The organism is Nitrospira sp. Nam74, assembly GCF_965152615.1.
In genome coordinates, this window is the sequence record NZ_OZ224220.1 from 49,726 (window position 1) to 65,752 (window position 16,027).

The following is a 16,027-nucleotide window of genomic DNA, read 5'->3' on the forward strand; positions in this document are numbered from 1 at the left end:
CTCGCTCGATGCGCGCAAAGGCAACCAGTCCAATTCTCCCTCCTGACAGGTAACTGCCTCTGAGGAAGAGGATAAGGAAGAGTAGTGGCGCGTGAAAGGGTCTACATTGGATTTGGGTCGAATCAGGGGGATCGGCAGGATTATTGTGATCGGGCGGTAACGCTGTTGGGTCTCCTGCCGCATTCCCAAGTCATGGCGGTCTCCTCGCTCTATGAGACAGAGCCGGTCGTCGATGAGCGGACGAATCCAGGGACGGACTTATTCCTGAACGGAGTGGTGTGCTTGGAGACGGAGATCGTGCCCCGTAGCCTTCTGGAGGTCTGCCGTGAGATTGAGCAGGCGTTAGGACGCGATCATGATCAGCGCCATGGACCTCGAACGCTGGATCTCGACATTCTCTTTTACGGATCCCGCATCTTCCACGAGAATGATCTCAGTATTCCGCATCCCCGACTTCACCTGAGGCGATTTGTTCTGGTTCCAATGGTCGAGTTGGCTCCGGAATGGAGGCATCCAGCGCTGGGGGTGTCCGTCTCGGAACTCTTGGACCGCCTTCCATCTTCTCACATTCGCCGCCTCGTGCCCCGGCCGAACTCCCGGTATGGATCTCGCCCCGCATGCAGTGACCGTCCACCATCCGCATAATGCGAATCATTCGTTCAGTATCAGCCATGAGTGCCTCTAGTCGCGCTCTTCAGCGTGAAGGTGTGCGAATCGGTTTCGTTCCAACGATGGGGGCGTTGCATGAGGGCCACAGGGCATTGATTCGAAGGGCGCGGTTACGATGCGATGCCGTCATTGTCAGCATCTTTGTCAACCCGACACAATTCGGTCCTCAAGAAGACTTTTTGCGATACCCGCAACAACTAAAGCAGGACGCCGCCATGTGCCGCGAAGAAGATGTGGATGTGCTCTTTGTGCCATCTCAGGAGGCCATGTATCGTCCCGGCTTTGAAACCGGTGTTACGGTGCGCGGTGTGTCACAGCGCTGGGAAGGCGCACACAGGCCCACTCATTTTGGCGGCGTGGCGACCGTCGTCACTAAGCTGCTGAATATCATCCGTCCCGACACCGCCTTCTTCGGGCAAAAAGACTATCAACAAGTCGTGGTGGTTCGGCAGTTGGCGCGGGACCTCAATGTCGGCACGGCGATCGTGCAATGTCCGACCGTTCGCGAGCCGGACGGGCTCGCGATGAGCTCCCGCAATGGGTATTTGACGAATGCTCAACGCCGCTCCGCGCCGGTTCTGTATCGAGCCTTGCAGACCGGAGAGATGGCCATTCGCGAGGGCGTTACACACGCGATTCGCATCCGGCGACGGATGCTGATGACACTCGCCTCGGAACCGATGGTGCAGGTCGAATATCTGTCGGTGTGTGATCCACATTCATTGGAACCGCTCACGCGTATCACCGGGACAGTCGTGCTGCTCGGCGCCATCCGTCTCGGGTCGGTTCGCCTGATCGATAATCTGGTGGCGAGGAAGAGGAAAGTGCAGAGCCTTAGCAGACGTTAACCCATCGCAGGTGCTGTCTGACGGGTCAGCAATAAGCCGCGCACAAATCGAGCAAGCCGCTCTTTTTGAGCGCCCTCAAATTCTAGAAATTCCAACCCCACACGCTCGGATCGGACTGAGCGCACCATGGCGGTTTCCACGACAATCGCGGGCTCACGTTCCGACGGTTGCAGGTTGAGATGCAGAAAAGCGCCTTTGGTGAGAGCAGTCGTGGTTTGTAACGTACACCCCCCCATCGACAAATCCGTGATCACGTCTTCCGACCTTCCCTGCGGCCCCACGATGGTGGCGCGAACGCTCGTGGGAAGCCGCTCGAATTGTCGTTTGTCCGATGGAAGGGCGATATCCTCAGTCCCGATCGCAAACGTTCGGTACCGATGGGCACAGAGTTGACATCGAAAAGAATAGAGTGAGAAAAAATTGAGGAGACGTTCGACCGGCCCCGATCGGCTAATCCGGCGAGCGATATCAGCGTGGCACTGGGGGCACTCTGGCTTCATCAGACCTCCACCTGATGGCAGTGCTGCCCGGAAAAGCGGTGCTTTCTTTACGGCGAACCTACTACGGAGCGCCCTGGGCCGTCAAGATCGGTTCAATCGATGCGGGAGAGTAATGCGCCGGCTTCACCCATTTCCCATCAGCCCGCTTATGGCCTCCCACTTTAGTCATGTTGGACCGATGGACCTCCCGAAAGACAGGCTCCATATCGATGCCATAGGAAACGGCAGTGCCATAGACGACATACAATAGATCTGCCAGTTCCTTTGCCATTGCGGTAAGGTTTCCTTGGTCCAGTGCTTCTTTCAGCTCGTCGAACTCTTCCTGAATCAATCGAACACGTAGCGTTTTGGTCTGCTCATCCTGTACGGTTGGTGCATTGGCTGTCAGAATCCCAAACGTTTGATGGAATTCAGCCACCATGTGTTGAGCATCGGTCATCGCAATCCCTTTCTCCTGTCTCCTTCACTCATCGACCGAAGGCGCGCGGGGCGCCACTTCTATGGCGTCGAGTAACGGGAGGTCTTTATCCGAGGCGATCCCCAGTTCCTTAAACTTTCGGGCCGCCGGTAAAATGCGCGTCTCGAGCGATCCGACCGCCTTATTGTAAGCCTGCACACTCTTGGTTAATGCCTGACCTACGCTTTCCAAGTGCTCCGCGAGGACGGACATGCGTTCGTACAGGTCCTTTCCGAGCTGGCCGGCCTGTTGCGCGCTTTGGCTCAGCTGTTCTTGTCGCCAGCCATAGGCGGCGGCATGGAGTAGCGCGATCAATGTATTCGGCGTCGCTACAATAACCCGCCGAGCAAATCCGTCCTCGGTGAGCATCGGATCGTGCTCCTGCGCGGCCGCCAGGAAATGCTCCCCCGGGAGAAAGAGAACGACGATTTCAGGTGTCTGCTGGAATTGGTTCCAGTACGCCTTTGCGCTGAGTTGGTCCATGCGAGTTCGTACTTGTGTGGCGTGCCTGCGAAAATGTTCGAGACGCTGCATGTCATCCGGCGCTTCATGGGCTTCTAAATAGGCCGACAGCACAGCTTTGGCGTCCACCACGATCTGTCGCCCGCCCGGTAGCCGGATGACCATATCGGGGCGCAAACGCCCGTCGTCCGTCGCCACGGTTTCCTGTTCAAAGAAATCACAATGCGCGATCATACCGGCAAGTTCCACGACTCGCTTCAGCGTGATCTCGCCCCAGCGGCCCCGGACGTTGGGCGCGCGCAGCGCTTTGACAAGGTTGCTCGTTTCCTGCTGTAACCGTTGATGGGAGTCGGCGAGTTGCTTGAGATGTTGGTCGAGTCCGCCGTAAGCCGACTGGCGTGACGACTCCATCTGGTGAAGCTGATCTTCGTAGCGTTGCAACGCGCCATGGAGTGGTTTCACGAGGTCATCGATTGCTTGCTGGCGTTGAATCAGCTCGCCCTTCGCCTCGGCCCGCAATGTTTCAAATGACGACTTGGCCAAATCCAGAAACGCTTCGTTATTCGTCTTGAGCGCTTCACCCGAAAGGGCCTTGAACGTCTCCGTCAACTCGTGGCGGGCTTGGGCAAGCAATGTTTTTTGCTCATCCAAATGCTTGGTCGTTTCCTCGACTCTTGTTTCCGCAACGGCTTGTGCATGCAAGGCGGCCGCGAGTGCGTCGCGTACATGAGCCAATTCTTCACGTTCGAAATCGCTTTGCTTACGCAATTCCGCCGCTTCAACCTCCGCGCGCTGCGCGCGTTCTGCTGAATCGATGAGCCGGGATTGAATCTTGGCACGCAGGCGAACCGATACCAATAGTCCAGTCAGGAGACCGCCGAGGAGTAGACCCGCCGCCAGGCCTATGGATAGGGATATCGCATCCATGTCTTGATCAGAGGTGTGTCGATGAGGGTCACTGGGGGCGAAGGGTACGGGAATTGACGGCCGTCGTCAAGGACGCTTCGGCCTTGCCTTCTCACCGGTGAAGAATAACTCGGTAGTTGGAAGGGAACCAATAAAGAGATGAAGGGTGGACGCGCGATAAGGGGGGCTTCCTCGGTACTCTGAAGCACCAAGGAAGCGCAGAGACAGTTGCTTCTTACCTGAAGGTGTATTTCACACCAAAGAGAATGTTGATGGACGAGGCGTCAAAGGAGCCGGCATCCACATTGTTCACTTCAAGCCCCCCGCGATTGCGTTTCCAAGCGACCTCAGTGTTTAGCGCGAATCGATCATTGAGTGGATAATCAATGCCACCCGCCATTCGAAATGCAAATGTATTGGGCGTGCTGATCGTTCCCCTACTGCGTTTTGAGGCATCGTCTTGACTGAGTGAATTGACATTGACTCCCATGCCGACGGATCCGTAGGGCACCATGCGGCCGAGGCGGCCGGGACGAAATTCGACCGTCGGCAATAAAGACACGGTGTTTACCGTGCCGATATCTATTGGTCCCTCGGTGCTCACGCCGTAGCGGTTATATTCCAGCATGAGACCCACATTCATCCATTTATTGATGCCATACATGCCCATGAAGTTCAGGACAGGCCCGACGCTCGTATCCGTACTAAAGAACATTTCCTGGGTTATGGGGCTGAACCCGGCTCTGAATCCAGCGGTCCACCGCCCTTCTGGCGCCTGCCCTTCGGCGACCCACTGGGCATGCGTGGAAAGGGGACTCATCCCCCCCCATGTACAGAACATCGCCGCTACTATCAAAAAATAAAGACTTCGCTTCTGCATTATTCCTCCTCAATGGTTATTGACTTGCGTGAACCTCGGTTGCTTCAGCAAGTCCTGTGCCTCATTCCTTGCTCAAGCCAATGTCAGAGCGCTCAAAGCAATACTAGGTGTATACACTGATTGGCCGACACCAATAGTGTCGACACTATCACCTAAAAGCGACACAGTGGCCATTTCAGCACAATATTGCTCGGCACTGTAGCCCCTCCCGCATGACGGTCTCTAGTGTATATACAGGAGAAACGGTATCGGTATTTCTGGAATGAGACGGTAGTAGAAATATTACGTTGACGGGGAACACTGTGCGGAATGGTCGTTTGAGATTATTACGTGCCCTGAATCGGCATTGACAGTGATGTATTGGCCGTCTTGTACGAATCGTGTGATTCCAGCAATATTCGCCACGGTGGGAATACCATACTCTCTTGCGATGATGGCCCCATGGGAAAGAATGCCTCCCATCTCTGCCACGAGTCCTCCGGCAAAGCCAAAGAGTGGGGCCATGCCCGGATCGATGACGGACGTGACGACAATGTCTCCTCGCTGGACGTTTCGAAAATCTTGTCGGGAGCGAACAAGGCGAACCGTCCCGGATACGACGCCGGAGCTAATCGAGAGTCCATGAAGCATGGGTCCGGACCCTAACGGGGGTTCGTCCGTCGATAGTATCGCCGGTCTCTGCGCCATGACGAAATCAGGAGCCCGCTGCGTGGTATTCCACAAGCGCTCCGCGTGGCGAGATGCCACTACGGCCTTCCAGTTCCGGCTGTCTCCAGAGACTATCTTTTGAATATCCTCGTGGACGAGAAAAAAGATATCGTCCGGGTGGTTCAGCACGCCATCCGCGGCGAAGCGCCGGCCCAGCGCCAGAAGGAGCCGCCGCACGGCAGATGTAAAATACATCAAATGGTGACGGTTGGCTTCCCGCAGCGCAAGAAATCGGCTCAGACGCGCGTGCCACCACCGGACACAAATCCATTCATGGTAGCGCCACCCAAAGGACGACCGCATGCGCGCAAGCGCGCGTTCTTGTTGCTCGGATTGTCGGCCGCAAATGTCCGTCGGCGGCGATGCGCCTTTCACGTGTGTTCGAACCACATCGAGGATTTCGCCCGGGACTTCAACAAACCTTGGGGACATGACATCTGATTCTGCAACGGCGCGATGACCATATTCATCCAGGTACTCTTCAAATGCGTGAAGAAACCGCGTGCCGGCGAGCCTAGTTCGAAACATGGCCGACTCCCACGGTTCAGCGTGAAAAAACTGCGATGCGACTGGCTCTTCTCTGGCGAGGTCTGCACATTCTGCCAGCCGTACGATCTGCCGTGCGCTAATGACCGTGCCCAGTCCCTGAAGCGCCTCGTTCAGCAGCGGCCGCCAATTGCCGCCGGTTCTCCGTTCCAGCAGGCGTTGCAAGGCAGAAAAGCCTTGCGACACTCCTGCAACAATCGCAAATGTGAGGTCGCACGAGGCAAGCCGTTCGCCGAGATGATCTAACCGACTGAGCAGTTCAAGGGGCGAACATGCATCTGTGGGAGCGCCGCCGAGGCCATCGGCCATATATTTCATTTCCTCAAACCAACGTGGCGCGCGTTTACTCGCCTGTCTGATTTTCCATTCGATCATGAGCCCAGCCTTGAGGAGCCGCCACCATGGCAGTTGTTTCACAGCGGGGGACGAGGGCGTATCGCCACCCATGTGTTCTGCGACGAGGGCAGGGTCACCGCCAAGTTGCGCCATGAAAGATTGGAACAGCGTCACATTGATATACGGCCGCCCATGGATAATCCGGACCGAAGAGGTATCGGGAGGGAGCGAACAGCCAAGCTCGATGTAATGACGTAAGATGTTCGTCTTCATAAACTCGCGGAGAAAAGACAATCCCAATGGACTCGGCAGGTCGGGAAGAGTTTCCTTAAAATTGGCACGCGACCATGCGGACGTCGCGTCACTCATCGCAACCTTACTGTGGGCCGTTGTGATGGGCCTAGTCTGCAGCAACCAGATGCCTCGTTCATCAATGGCCCATTCCACGTCGACTGGCTGGTTCATCGCTCGTTCTACTTGCTTTATGAGGTGTGCCACTGCAAAGGCCTCTTCATCGGCCAGCGAAGGTTGGTCTTGTTCGGCAACGGGGACCGCCGTGTCGTACACGGCAGCCCCCAATGGTCTCCGCGCGGTGAACTTTAGCGCGATGTGTCGTTCGAGCATGTGCGCTGCTTCCGTGCCATGTTTTACCTGTACGATGTAACTATCGGGCGAGACGGCTCCGCTCACCAACGGTTCTGCTAGCCCAAGGACGGCATTGATGATCACATCATTGGGCGATGCTGTGACCGGATGATGAGAGTACGCGACGCCGGCTGCGCGGGGAGAGAGCAATGGTTGGATAATGACCGCCATGGCCGGGATGCTCACGTAGGGTTCTCCCCTCCCATAATATGCCCAGGCTGATGACGTCCAGAGAGAAGCCCAGCATTCTTTCACGGCGCGCGGAATGGCGGCACGAGGCACACCCAGAATCGTCTGATACAGGCCCGCGAAGGAGCGCTGCGCATCGTCTTCCTGAGTGGCGGACGAGCGTACGGCCCAAAGCATGTCATGATCGTGCCCGAAGGCCTGTCCGATATCGCCGAGCACGGACTCCAAGGGTTGAAGAATGTCTTCAGGTATCGATAGTGATAGGATGCGCGCACGATATTCCTCTAGCCCCGTGTTGCGTTCGGATTCTGAAGAATGCTGTATCCGTGCCCATTGTTCGGGAGGGCTCAGCGCGGCGGCCTGCAGCGTGTGTTCATATGCGCGCGTCGTGATGCATACGCCCGGTGGAACGCGAAACCCATGATGGAGTAACGAGGCCAGGGCGGTCGCCTTGCCACCACAGAGGGCCCGATCTCGGCTGGATTCCAAGGGGACGAGGTAGGGTTCATACATCGGAAGCGTTACAAGGCAATCAGCAGATAGAGGTCGTTGACGTTGGTGCCGGTGGGACCTGTACGAATGAGCCCTCCGACCGTCTTGAAGAAGTGATACGCATCGTTGCGATCGAGGAAATCCGTTGGATCCATACGAAACCCGGCGGACCGTGTGAGTGTCTGCCCGTCTACAACAGCCCCGGCCGCATCGGTTGGTCCGTCCGTTCCATCCGTCCCAAAGCCGGCGATCCATACATTCGACAGTCCTGCGATTTCGCGGGCTGCCGCGAGCGCGAACTCCTGGGCGCGCCCCCCTTGCCCTTTACCGCGGACAGTGACGGTCAATTCGCCTCCTGCAATGACGCAGGCCGGGCGCCGAATCGGTCGTCCTGTGGAGACGATCTCACGCGCAATCGCGCCAAAACATTTGGCCACTTCACGAGCTTCCCCTTGCAAGAACGTCGAGAGAATAAGCGGGTGCAGTCCGGATTGTTTCGCCACTTGGGCAACGGTCTCTACAGCACCCTGATTATTGCCGATAATCTGGTTCTGGACCCTGCGGAATATGCTCGCTCCAGGCTTCGGCGATTCAGGATACGCTCCTCGCCGGCCTTTGAGAAGATGAGCGCGTACGTTTCGGGGGACTTTGTTCCAGATGCCATAGCGGCGCAAAATCTGAATGGCATCGGCGTAGCTGGTTCCATCCGGAGCCGTGGGTCCCGAGCCGATCGTGCCCAGATCATCGCCCAGCACATCGGACAGGATCAAGGTGATCAAGCGAGCGCGTGTCGCCGCCGCCATACGACCGCCTTTCATGGCCGAGAGGTGCTTGCGGATGGTATTGATCTCGGCGATCGTCGCGCCGCTGCGTAAGAGCAGCGACGTCGTCCGCTGTTTATCGGCCAGCGCGACGCCCGGCGCAGGAGCCGGCAACAGGCTCGAGGCACCCCCGGACAACAGGACAAAGATCAAATCATCGGCGGTGAGCTCGTTGAGCATGGCCAAGACCCGTTCCGTCGCGTGTTGGCCTTTCAAGTCGGGAACCGGATGACCGGCTTCCTGTATATTAATGATTGAGGTCGATGCCGCGTGTCCGTATTTGACCACGACTACGCCGCCGCTCAGTCGCGCGCCGAGGCGTTGTTCCAGGGCGACAGCCATGCGAGCCGACGCTTTTCCTGCTCCGATGGCAAGCAGGCGCTTGTACCGCGCCAAATTGTAGCGATGCTCGCCTACTCGAAGTGTCCTGCCCTTAAGCAAGACGGCTTGATGCACCGCTTCATAGGGATCGACTGCAGTGAGGGCAGACGTCAGCATACGTCCGAGCAACATGCGGACTCGTAGCTGCTTCACGTCGATGTGCATGTTTAGGGAATGGTATCCTGCTTGAGGCAGCGAAAGGGACAGGCTTGTTTCGGTATGCGAATGGAGTGTGTGCCTTTGGGCAGGGAATCTTTGCGGATCTCGGGATTCAGCATTTTCAATTCGAGAAAATAAGAGCCGTAGTCTTGAGCGATGGAGGCCAAATGGCGTTGTGTCTCCTTGATCGTCACGGCCACCGTTTCCGTCTCAAGCTGGGCATAGAGATCCTTCCTGGTCAGGCCTAGGTATTTCTCGGGCTGAGAATAAATCTCCTTGGCCGCAATGATTCGAGGGACATACCGCATCGTCTCCCGGACATAATGCAGTTTCCAATAGTCGCTGACCCGCTGCTCCTTGAGCAGTTTTCTGATCCGGTCTTCACCGGCGTTGTAGGCGGCCATCGCGAGGAACCAGTCTCCCAGATCCTGTTTGAGATAACGGAGATACTTAATCGCCGCTTCAGTGGACATTTCGAGGTTCCGGCGATCATCCCGCCATTGGTTGCTATAGAGCTTGTAGCGTTTTCCGGTCGACCCAATGAACTGCCAGGGACCGGAGGCCTTCGCCTTGGAAAAGGCGGCGGAGATGCATTTGCTCTCGACCAGCAACATGTATTTCAGATCGTCGGGAAGACCTGACTGAGCCAACTGTTTCTCGACCGGCGGGAAACACCTGCCCGTCCGCTTCGCCATGATGATGCTTTCGCCTTCTTCGGCGAGGAACTGGTAAAATTCATATTCGATTCGCTCGCGGACTTGCCAGTTGTCCATCGGAACCGATACCCCGGCAAAGGTCAGTTGGGTCGGGAGCTTAAAGGAGCTGAGGAAGTAGCGCTGACTCGGCCGCTCGATTGGTGGAACCACGACCAGCGGCGTGTCGTTCCCTTGCCCTGAGTCCAGTTCCTCCCCAGAGGCCGGGACCAGCTCCTCCATGGACCCGCTTTTCTCTGTGTCGGCAGCAGGTGGCGGTGGGATGGCGGCTGCCGGTTTTGTATCAGTCACCTCCGGGATATCAGAAGTAGGGATATCCGCACTGACGGCGCTATGTACCACCGGCAGTCCGATGCCCACGTAGATGAGAAGGCTGATAATGAGTCGGCGGGAAAGTGACGAGCAGTTCGGGGCACAATATCCGGTTGTCACAAGCGTCGAATCCGTTATGAGAACAACGTAGTCATGCTATCAGGAACGCGATCCCTCGGCAAGTCTGATCAGCTTGATCATGAGAGCTTATGATACACTCCAGTCTATGCGGTCACTGGTCGTAGTGAATCAGTCTATCACCGAGTGTAGGAAGTGTCCCCGTTTGGTCGCCCATCGGGAAAATATCGCGCGTCTCAAACGGAGGCAGTATCGCGACTGGAGCTATTGGGGCCGGCCTGTTCCTGCCTTCGGGGATTCGTCCGCCCGGTTATTCGTGATCGGGTTGGCACCGGCGGCGCATGGGGGGAATCGCACCGGTCGTATCTTTACCGGAGATCGAAGCGGCGATTGGCTGTATGCGGCCCTCCACCGCTATGGATTCGCCAATCAACCCCAGTCGACTCATAAGGACGACGGTCTTGCGCTCAAGGACTGCTATATTGCCGCCGTGGTTCGTTGTGCGCCTCCCGACAATAAACCCACGCCCTCGGAGTTTGATCGCTGCCGCCCCTATTTGTTGGACGAGCTTCGTCTGCTAAAGAACATCCGGGTGGTCGTTGCGCTTGGGAAGATTGCGTTCGATCAATATATCAAGGCATGCCGTGAATTGGGCTATGAGGTTCCCTCACCGGCATTGCGTTTTGGACATGGAGTCGTCTATCGGCTTCCATGGGGCGTCACGCTCATCGGTTCGTACCACCCGAGCCAGCAAAATACCTTCACCGGCAAGCTGACCGCCTCGATGTTTCATGAGGTCTTTGCACAAGCTGTACAGGCAATGTCGAGCGCTTTAAATCCATCGAGTGCGAAGGAGGAGGGAGCCGGCCTGCGGCCGTCTCGTCGCAGGCGGCCCTCTGTTGAAAGAATCAGCTCAGTCGTTGGGCGTTCCAGTCGGCGAGAAACTTCTTGAGGCCGATGTCGGTCAGCGGATGTTTAATCAGCTGCTGGTAGACACTATAGGGCATCGTACAAATGTCTCCGCCCGCCAATGCGGCTTCTACGACGTGCATGGTGTGTCGCACACTGGCCACAAGCACTTGAGTCTTGAAATCGTAATTGTGGTAGATGGCGATGATCTGCCGGATAAGCTCCATCCCATCGGTGGCAACGTCGTCCAGTCGTCCAATAAATGGAGAGACGCACCAAGCTCCGGCTTTGGCGGCCAAAAGCGCTTGCGTTGGCGAGAAACAGAGTGTCACGTTGACTCGAATGCCCTCTGCAGTGAGTCGCTTGGTGGCTTTCAGCCCTTCGGGAATCAGCGGACACTTGACTACAATATTCTTATGGAGCTTGGCCAGTTCCCGGCCTTCTTTCACGATGGCATCGGCTTCAACACTGATGACTTCGGCACTCACAGGACCATCGACGAGGTTGCAGATCTCGAGTACCAGCTCCTTGAAATCCCGTCCTTCCTTCGCCGCCAACGAGGGGTTCGTGGTGATGCCGTCTACTGATCCCTGGCTGACCGCCTCCTTAATGTCCTTCACATTTGCGGTATCGAGGTAAATCTTCATGGCCATTCCTTTGGACAAGGGTTTGTCGCTGAAGAGTTAAATAATAGATTTATTGTATGAGCATCGACAGTCGAATGCAATGTCACCGAGGTTTTGACAGGGTCAGGTTCGACGACTACAATCATCGTGCGATGGAAAAGAGGCGTGTAACACAAGGCCTAGCTGCGTTTAGGCAGCGCGTCGCGGCGAGTCAATCGCTTGGAGGCTGACGGCTGTGGAGGGCAGCATGATATGAGACGATCAATAGCGTGGCTTCTGCTCATGATAGTGTTGACCGCCGGGTGCGGGGGCAATCCTTACCTCGATGCGTCGCTCAAACCGGCTGAGATGGAAGGCAAAGATAAGGCATGGTTCGAGAAAAACTGGGGAACTCCTAGCGGAAAAGCGGCGAGATTTTTTGGTGGAGAAGAGTGGATCTATTTTCGAATCGCGGGCGGGAGAAGCAGCGCGCCTTATTTTAATTTTGCGCCGAATCAATGTCAGATTACACTGAAGTTCGATAAGGAAGAAAAGTTGAATTCGTATAAATATTCAGGATGCTAATCTGAGAGTTGTTTCTGGAAGGTCTGCGCGCAGTTCCTACTACAGAAGTAATAGGTTTGCCCTCCAATGCTCGCACTCACGGCATTCCCCCGCGGAATATATGTTCGGCACACCGGGTCTTGAATCATTTGATCGGCCTCTGCACTCCCTTGATTGGGGAGCGATGGCTTATTAAACTCGCGCAGAGCTTTCCTGACTAAGAAATACAAAATAATCAACAGACCGAGGATCAACAATAGACGATACATAGAATCTCCCGCTACCCACCGACATCCTATGGCAGCTACCAATGGCTGTCAAGGAACCCAACGTATAGTGGTCGCAGTGACTCCAACTTGTTCCTACGACGACGACGACTAGAATCCGCGGCCCGAACGGCTCATTAACCAAACGAGCCGAAGGGCCTTTTGATTTCGACTAGAGGGACTTTCGGCTGATGGTCTCATGCGAAGGCCGCATGTTATGCTCACGGTATGAAGACTTGTGATAAGTGTCAGGGAACAATGTTGTTGGAGCGGGCGGTCGACCTCAATGCAGGTCTCGTCATCACTGTGTTGGCGTGTCTCAATTGCGGCAGGCGTCGTCCGGTGGAACAGCAACCCCGTCCTATCACCGCGCGTTGTTGACCGCCTGTTGCCTCACACAGGAAGTATGCCCGTGATGAGGCCTCGTTTTGCTCAGGTGGCAATATGAAACCGTCGGTGACGAGAGTGTCTCGCCCCTCGTGGACTGCTGTAGTGTGTTGCCCGCAGTGTTATCGACTTATTAGCTATGAATCCGGGCAGGCCAAGGTCCAGTGCCACGCCTGTGGTGCGGCCATCATCAGTCAGCCTTCGCCGACTGCCGACCAGTTGCCTTACACAGCGCAATAATTCCCGCCGAGCTATCGAATCCGAGGAGCCGACCCTGTCGATGGGTCTGCGGCGGCTTATTGCGCTGGATATACGAAGGCGGACAACCTATTCAAAAACGCAAAAGAAGAGGCGAGATACTTCAGCGAAGGTCGAGCACATCCAGCATATCGTAGAGACCGGGCTGTTGCTTGACTGCCCAGCGAGCAGCTCGTAGTGCCCCCCGCGCGAAGGTATCTCGACTTTGCGCGCGGTGAGTGACTTCAATACGCTCGCCCATTCCACCAAAGATCACCGTGTGATCTCCAACAATATCTCCCGCACGAATCGTCTGAATACCGATTTCGCCGGACTTTCTCTCGCCGATGAGACCTTTGCGCGCGTAGACGCCTTTCTCGTCAAGGCTTCGATTCATGGCTGTTGCCAGAACCTCGGCCAACTTGAGCGCCGTTCCACTCGGAGCATCCTTTTTTAAGCGATGATGAGCCTCGATCACTTCAATGTCGTAATCCTCGCCTAGTGTTTTGGCCATCTCGGCCACGGCTCTGAACAGCAGATTGACCCCGACGCTCATATTGGGGGAAACGACGCACGGGATGTGGCGGGCTAAGACTCGCAACTCGCTCATGTCCTCCGCGGTAAAGCCTGTAGTGCCGAGGACCACTGCGCGTCGATGCTGGGCGGCAAGTCGCACGTGCTCGAGACTCGCTTCGGGCGCCGAGAAGTCGACGACCACTTCTGCGTGCGGCAATAGGGATGATAAATCTTCGGTGATCCGAATCCCTACATGGCCGCAGCCTGCCGTTTCTCCGGCATCATCACCAATGGACCCATGCCCTTTTCGTTCTACCGCGCCTGCGAGCGTCAACGCTGCTGATTCCTTTGTGAGCGCAACCAAACGTGCGCCCATTCGGCCGGCGGCCCCAGTGATGATCACTTTTACCATCGGAGTCCTCGTTATGCTGGTTGGTGAATCCTATAGAGAGGGGATATTGAACGATTCATAATTGCTGGTGTCAAATGAGGCCGTGGTCTTTCAGGGCGCGCGCCAGCTTGTCTCGGTTTTCAGTAGACATCGGGCACAGCGGCAAGCGGAGTTCTGGTTGGATCTTGCCCATCATGCCGAGGGCTTCCTTCACCGGAATCGGGTTGGTCTCATAGAACAAGGCGGTGAATAATGGATAGAGCTTGTAATGCCATGCCATTGCTTGATCAAGCCGGCCTGCGGCACAGGCATCGACCAAGGCCGCCATATCGGCAGGCGCAATATTGGCGGTGACGGTGATGACGCCCTTCGCTCCCACGGCCATCATCGGCAGGGTTAGGGCATCATCGCCGGCGAGCACCGTGATGCGTTCTCCGCAGGCCTGTATGATCTCAGAGACCTGCCCCAGCGAGCCGGCGCCTTCCTTGATCGCCACAATGTTACGGATCGATGAGAGCCTCTCGACGGTAGCAGGCAGCAGGTTGACGCTGGTTCTACCGGGGATGTTATAGAGTACGAGGGGAATGTCCACCGCTTCTGCGATCGCCTTGTAGTGCCGATAGAGCCCCTCTTGTGTCGGCTTGTTGTAGTACGGACAAATCAAAAGCGCGCCGTCGGCTCCCGCCATCTTCGCATGTTTCGTCAGTGTGATCGCTTCATCGGTTGAATTAGAGCCCGTACCTGCGATTACCGGGACCCGCCCCTTGGTGGCTTCCACGGTGAATTCGATGACGCGGTCATGTTCCTCGTATGTGAGGGTGGCCGATTCACCGCTCGTGCCGCAGGGAACGATACCATCCGTGCCATTGTTAATCTGAAATTCAATGAGGTCGCCGAGCGCACGTTCGTCGACCCGTCCATTCTTAAAAGGAGTGACAATTGCGACTGATGATCCGGCAAACATGGCGAACCTCTTAACTGATGTCGCTCAAGAGTCGATGAAGATGCTCAAAAGCTGGAATATTACACTCACCTACGACGAGCGCGGCGAGAGGCGCTCTTTCCGAGGCGAAGCCCTGACGACGAACACTCGGAGCCATACCGCCTGAGGTACGCTGAGGATTGGTTCCAGTCACGAGCCGGTGGGCAGCCTTTTCAGCATCCTCTATAATATGTCCAAGCGTCCGGCAGTATCTTCCCCTCGTACACTGAACGGGCGTCGCCTTGCAAGTACACCTCTGTGAAGCGCTTCCCATCGGACTGAAAATGGACCGTGAGGTTGAGCCCACTCTGTGGGATCAGGGTCACAGGCGATTCTGCCTTCCCAACGAGACTTGCAATAAGGGCTGACGCAATCGAGCCGGTTCCGCAGGCGAGCGTCTCATCTTCGACGCCTCGTTCGTATGTCCGAATCCTGATGCGGTGCGGGTCCAGTACGGAAATGAAATTGACATTCGTGCCGGCGGGCTGAAAAAGAGCGTGATGCCGCGTCGGGCGCCCAAGTCCAACGACGTCAACCTGATCAGGATCATCAACCACATACACGCAGTGCGGAACGCCCGTATCGATAAAGTGTGCGTCCCACTCAGTTCCGTCGAGCGCCACGCGAAGATTCAGGCGCAGTCCCTTGGGATCGGGAAAGCGAATCTTCACTTGATCCAGAATCGGTTTTACGTCGCGCTTGAGATAGCGTGGCACCATTTCGGCTTCAATCAGTCCGGCTAAGGTTTCGAACCGCATCTGCTTGGGAGCGATACGTTTGAGGAACGCAAACCGCGCGGCACAGCGAGCACCATTCCCGCTGAACTCCGCTTCACTGCCATCCGCATTGAAAAGCCGCCACCGAAAATCGGCGCGTCGGGATCGTTCGATGAGAATCAGGCCATCACCTCCGACCGACATGCGGTGCGTACAGACTTTGGCCGATAGTGCCCCCGCACGTTTAGGATCGACTATCCGGTCTCGATTGTCGATCAGAATGAAATCATTTCCACTTCCCGAGAGCTTCATGAAGGAAATTGGCTGTTCTTTACGCATAGAGCCTCAAGTC

General features: G+C 56.2%; 17 protein-coding genes. 5 read left to right on the forward strand and 12 right to left on the reverse strand.

What is annotated here, in order from left to right:
* Positions 1–84: 84 nt before the first annotated feature.
* Together folK and panC are read left to right on the forward strand one after the other, a co-directional pair.
* Positions 85–645, forward strand: coding sequence for a 2-amino-4-hydroxy-6-hydroxymethyldihydropteridine diphosphokinase (folK, locus tag ACWHYZ_RS00240; RefSeq protein WP_447985298.1), 561 nt, complete (start codon positions 85–87; stop codon positions 643–645).
* Entirely contained in the window at positions 645–1,517 is an 873-nt protein-coding gene (gene panC, locus ACWHYZ_RS00245) for a pantoate--beta-alanine ligase (RefSeq protein WP_447985299.1), read from the forward strand. Before folK ends, panC begins: the two co-directional genes overlap by 1 nt.
* Here panC and ACWHYZ_RS00250 read toward each other — a convergent pair.
* From ACWHYZ_RS00250 to ACWHYZ_RS00280, 7 genes are all read right to left on the reverse strand, one after another.
* Positions 1,514–2,017: a PilZ domain-containing protein gene (locus ACWHYZ_RS00250; RefSeq protein ID WP_447985300.1), complete on the reverse strand. Its 504-nt coding sequence runs from the start codon at positions 2,015–2,017 to the stop codon at positions 1,514–1,516. The genes panC and ACWHYZ_RS00250 overlap by 4 nt on opposite strands.
* A 61-nt stretch (positions 2,018–2,078) precedes the next feature.
* Positions 2,079–2,456, reverse strand: a complete 378-nt coding sequence (locus ACWHYZ_RS00255) for a pyrophosphohydrolase domain-containing protein (protein ID WP_447985301.1) — start codon at positions 2,454–2,456, stop codon at positions 2,079–2,081.
* A gap of 24 nt (positions 2,457–2,480) precedes the next feature.
* Positions 2,481–3,863, reverse strand: a complete 1,383-nt coding sequence (gene rmuC / locus ACWHYZ_RS00260; RefSeq protein ID WP_447985302.1) for a DNA recombination protein RmuC — start codon at positions 3,861–3,863, stop codon at positions 2,481–2,483.
* Positions 3,864–4,077: 214 nt separating this feature from the next.
* Positions 4,078–4,722, reverse strand: coding sequence for an outer membrane beta-barrel protein (locus ACWHYZ_RS00265; protein ID WP_447985303.1), 645 nt, complete (start codon positions 4,720–4,722; stop codon positions 4,078–4,080).
* Between the two features lie 282 nt (positions 4,723–5,004).
* Entirely contained in the window at positions 5,005–7,659 is a 2,655-nt protein-coding gene (locus ACWHYZ_RS00270; RefSeq protein WP_447985304.1) for a PEP/pyruvate-binding domain-containing protein, read from the reverse strand.
* A gap of 8 nt (positions 7,660–7,667) precedes the next feature.
* Entirely contained in the window at positions 7,668–9,005 is a 1,338-nt protein-coding gene (locus tag ACWHYZ_RS00275) for a glycerate kinase type-2 family protein (protein WP_447985305.1), read from the reverse strand.
* A 2-nt stretch (positions 9,006–9,007) separates the two neighbouring features.
* Positions 9,008–10,144 carry a lytic transglycosylase domain-containing protein gene (locus ACWHYZ_RS00280; RefSeq protein WP_447985306.1) on the reverse strand — a complete coding sequence of 379 codons (1,137 nt, stop codon included), beginning with the start codon at positions 10,142–10,144 and terminating at the stop codon, positions 9,008–9,010.
* A 163-nt stretch (positions 10,145–10,307) separates the two neighbouring features.
* Between ACWHYZ_RS00280 and ACWHYZ_RS00285 the strand changes: the two genes are divergently transcribed.
* Positions 10,308–11,054, forward strand: a complete 747-nt coding sequence (locus tag ACWHYZ_RS00285) for a uracil-DNA glycosylase (protein WP_447985307.1) — start codon at positions 10,308–10,310, stop codon at positions 11,052–11,054.
* Here the strand turns inward: ACWHYZ_RS00285 and fsa are convergent.
* The gene (fsa, locus tag ACWHYZ_RS00290; RefSeq protein WP_447985308.1) at positions 11,011–11,658 is read right to left on the reverse strand and encodes a fructose-6-phosphate aldolase; all 648 of its coding nucleotides are present in this window, start codon (positions 11,656–11,658) and stop codon (positions 11,011–11,013) included. The genes ACWHYZ_RS00285 and fsa overlap by 44 nt on opposite strands.
* 231 nt (positions 11,659–11,889) lie before the next feature.
* Here fsa and ACWHYZ_RS00295 point away from each other — a divergent pair, with 231 nt between their 5' ends.
* Positions 11,890–12,201, forward strand: a complete 312-nt coding sequence (locus tag ACWHYZ_RS00295) for a hypothetical protein (protein WP_447985309.1) — start codon at positions 11,890–11,892, stop codon at positions 12,199–12,201.
* Here the strand turns inward: ACWHYZ_RS00295 and ACWHYZ_RS00300 are convergent.
* From ACWHYZ_RS00300 to dapA, 3 genes are all read right to left on the reverse strand, one after another.
* Entirely contained in the window at positions 12,198–12,449 is a 252-nt protein-coding gene (locus tag ACWHYZ_RS00300) for a YHS domain-containing protein (RefSeq protein ID WP_447985310.1), read from the reverse strand. The genes ACWHYZ_RS00295 and ACWHYZ_RS00300 overlap by 4 nt on opposite strands.
* A 745-nt stretch (positions 12,450–13,194) precedes the next feature.
* The gene (dapB, locus tag ACWHYZ_RS00305) at positions 13,195–13,998 is read right to left on the reverse strand and encodes a 4-hydroxy-tetrahydrodipicolinate reductase (protein WP_447985311.1); all 804 of its coding nucleotides are present in this window, start codon (positions 13,996–13,998) and stop codon (positions 13,195–13,197) included.
* A 70-nt stretch (positions 13,999–14,068) separates the two neighbouring features.
* Positions 14,069–14,941 (reverse strand): 4-hydroxy-tetrahydrodipicolinate synthase, encoded by an 873-nt coding sequence (dapA, locus tag ACWHYZ_RS00310; RefSeq protein ID WP_447985312.1) that lies wholly within the window; start codon positions 14,939–14,941, stop codon positions 14,069–14,071.
* Between dapA and ACWHYZ_RS00315 the strand changes: the two genes are divergently transcribed.
* Entirely contained in the window at positions 14,940–15,086 is a 147-nt protein-coding gene (locus ACWHYZ_RS00315; protein ID WP_447985313.1) for a hypothetical protein, read from the forward strand. The genes dapA and ACWHYZ_RS00315 overlap by 2 nt on opposite strands.
* 46 nt (positions 15,087–15,132) lie before the next feature.
* Here the strand turns inward: ACWHYZ_RS00315 and dapF are convergent, their stop codons facing one another.
* Positions 15,133–16,014 carry a diaminopimelate epimerase gene (gene dapF / locus ACWHYZ_RS00320; RefSeq protein ID WP_447985314.1) on the reverse strand — a complete coding sequence of 294 codons (882 nt, stop codon included), beginning with the start codon at positions 16,012–16,014 and terminating at the stop codon, positions 15,133–15,135.
* Positions 16,015–16,027: the final 13 nt, after the last annotated feature.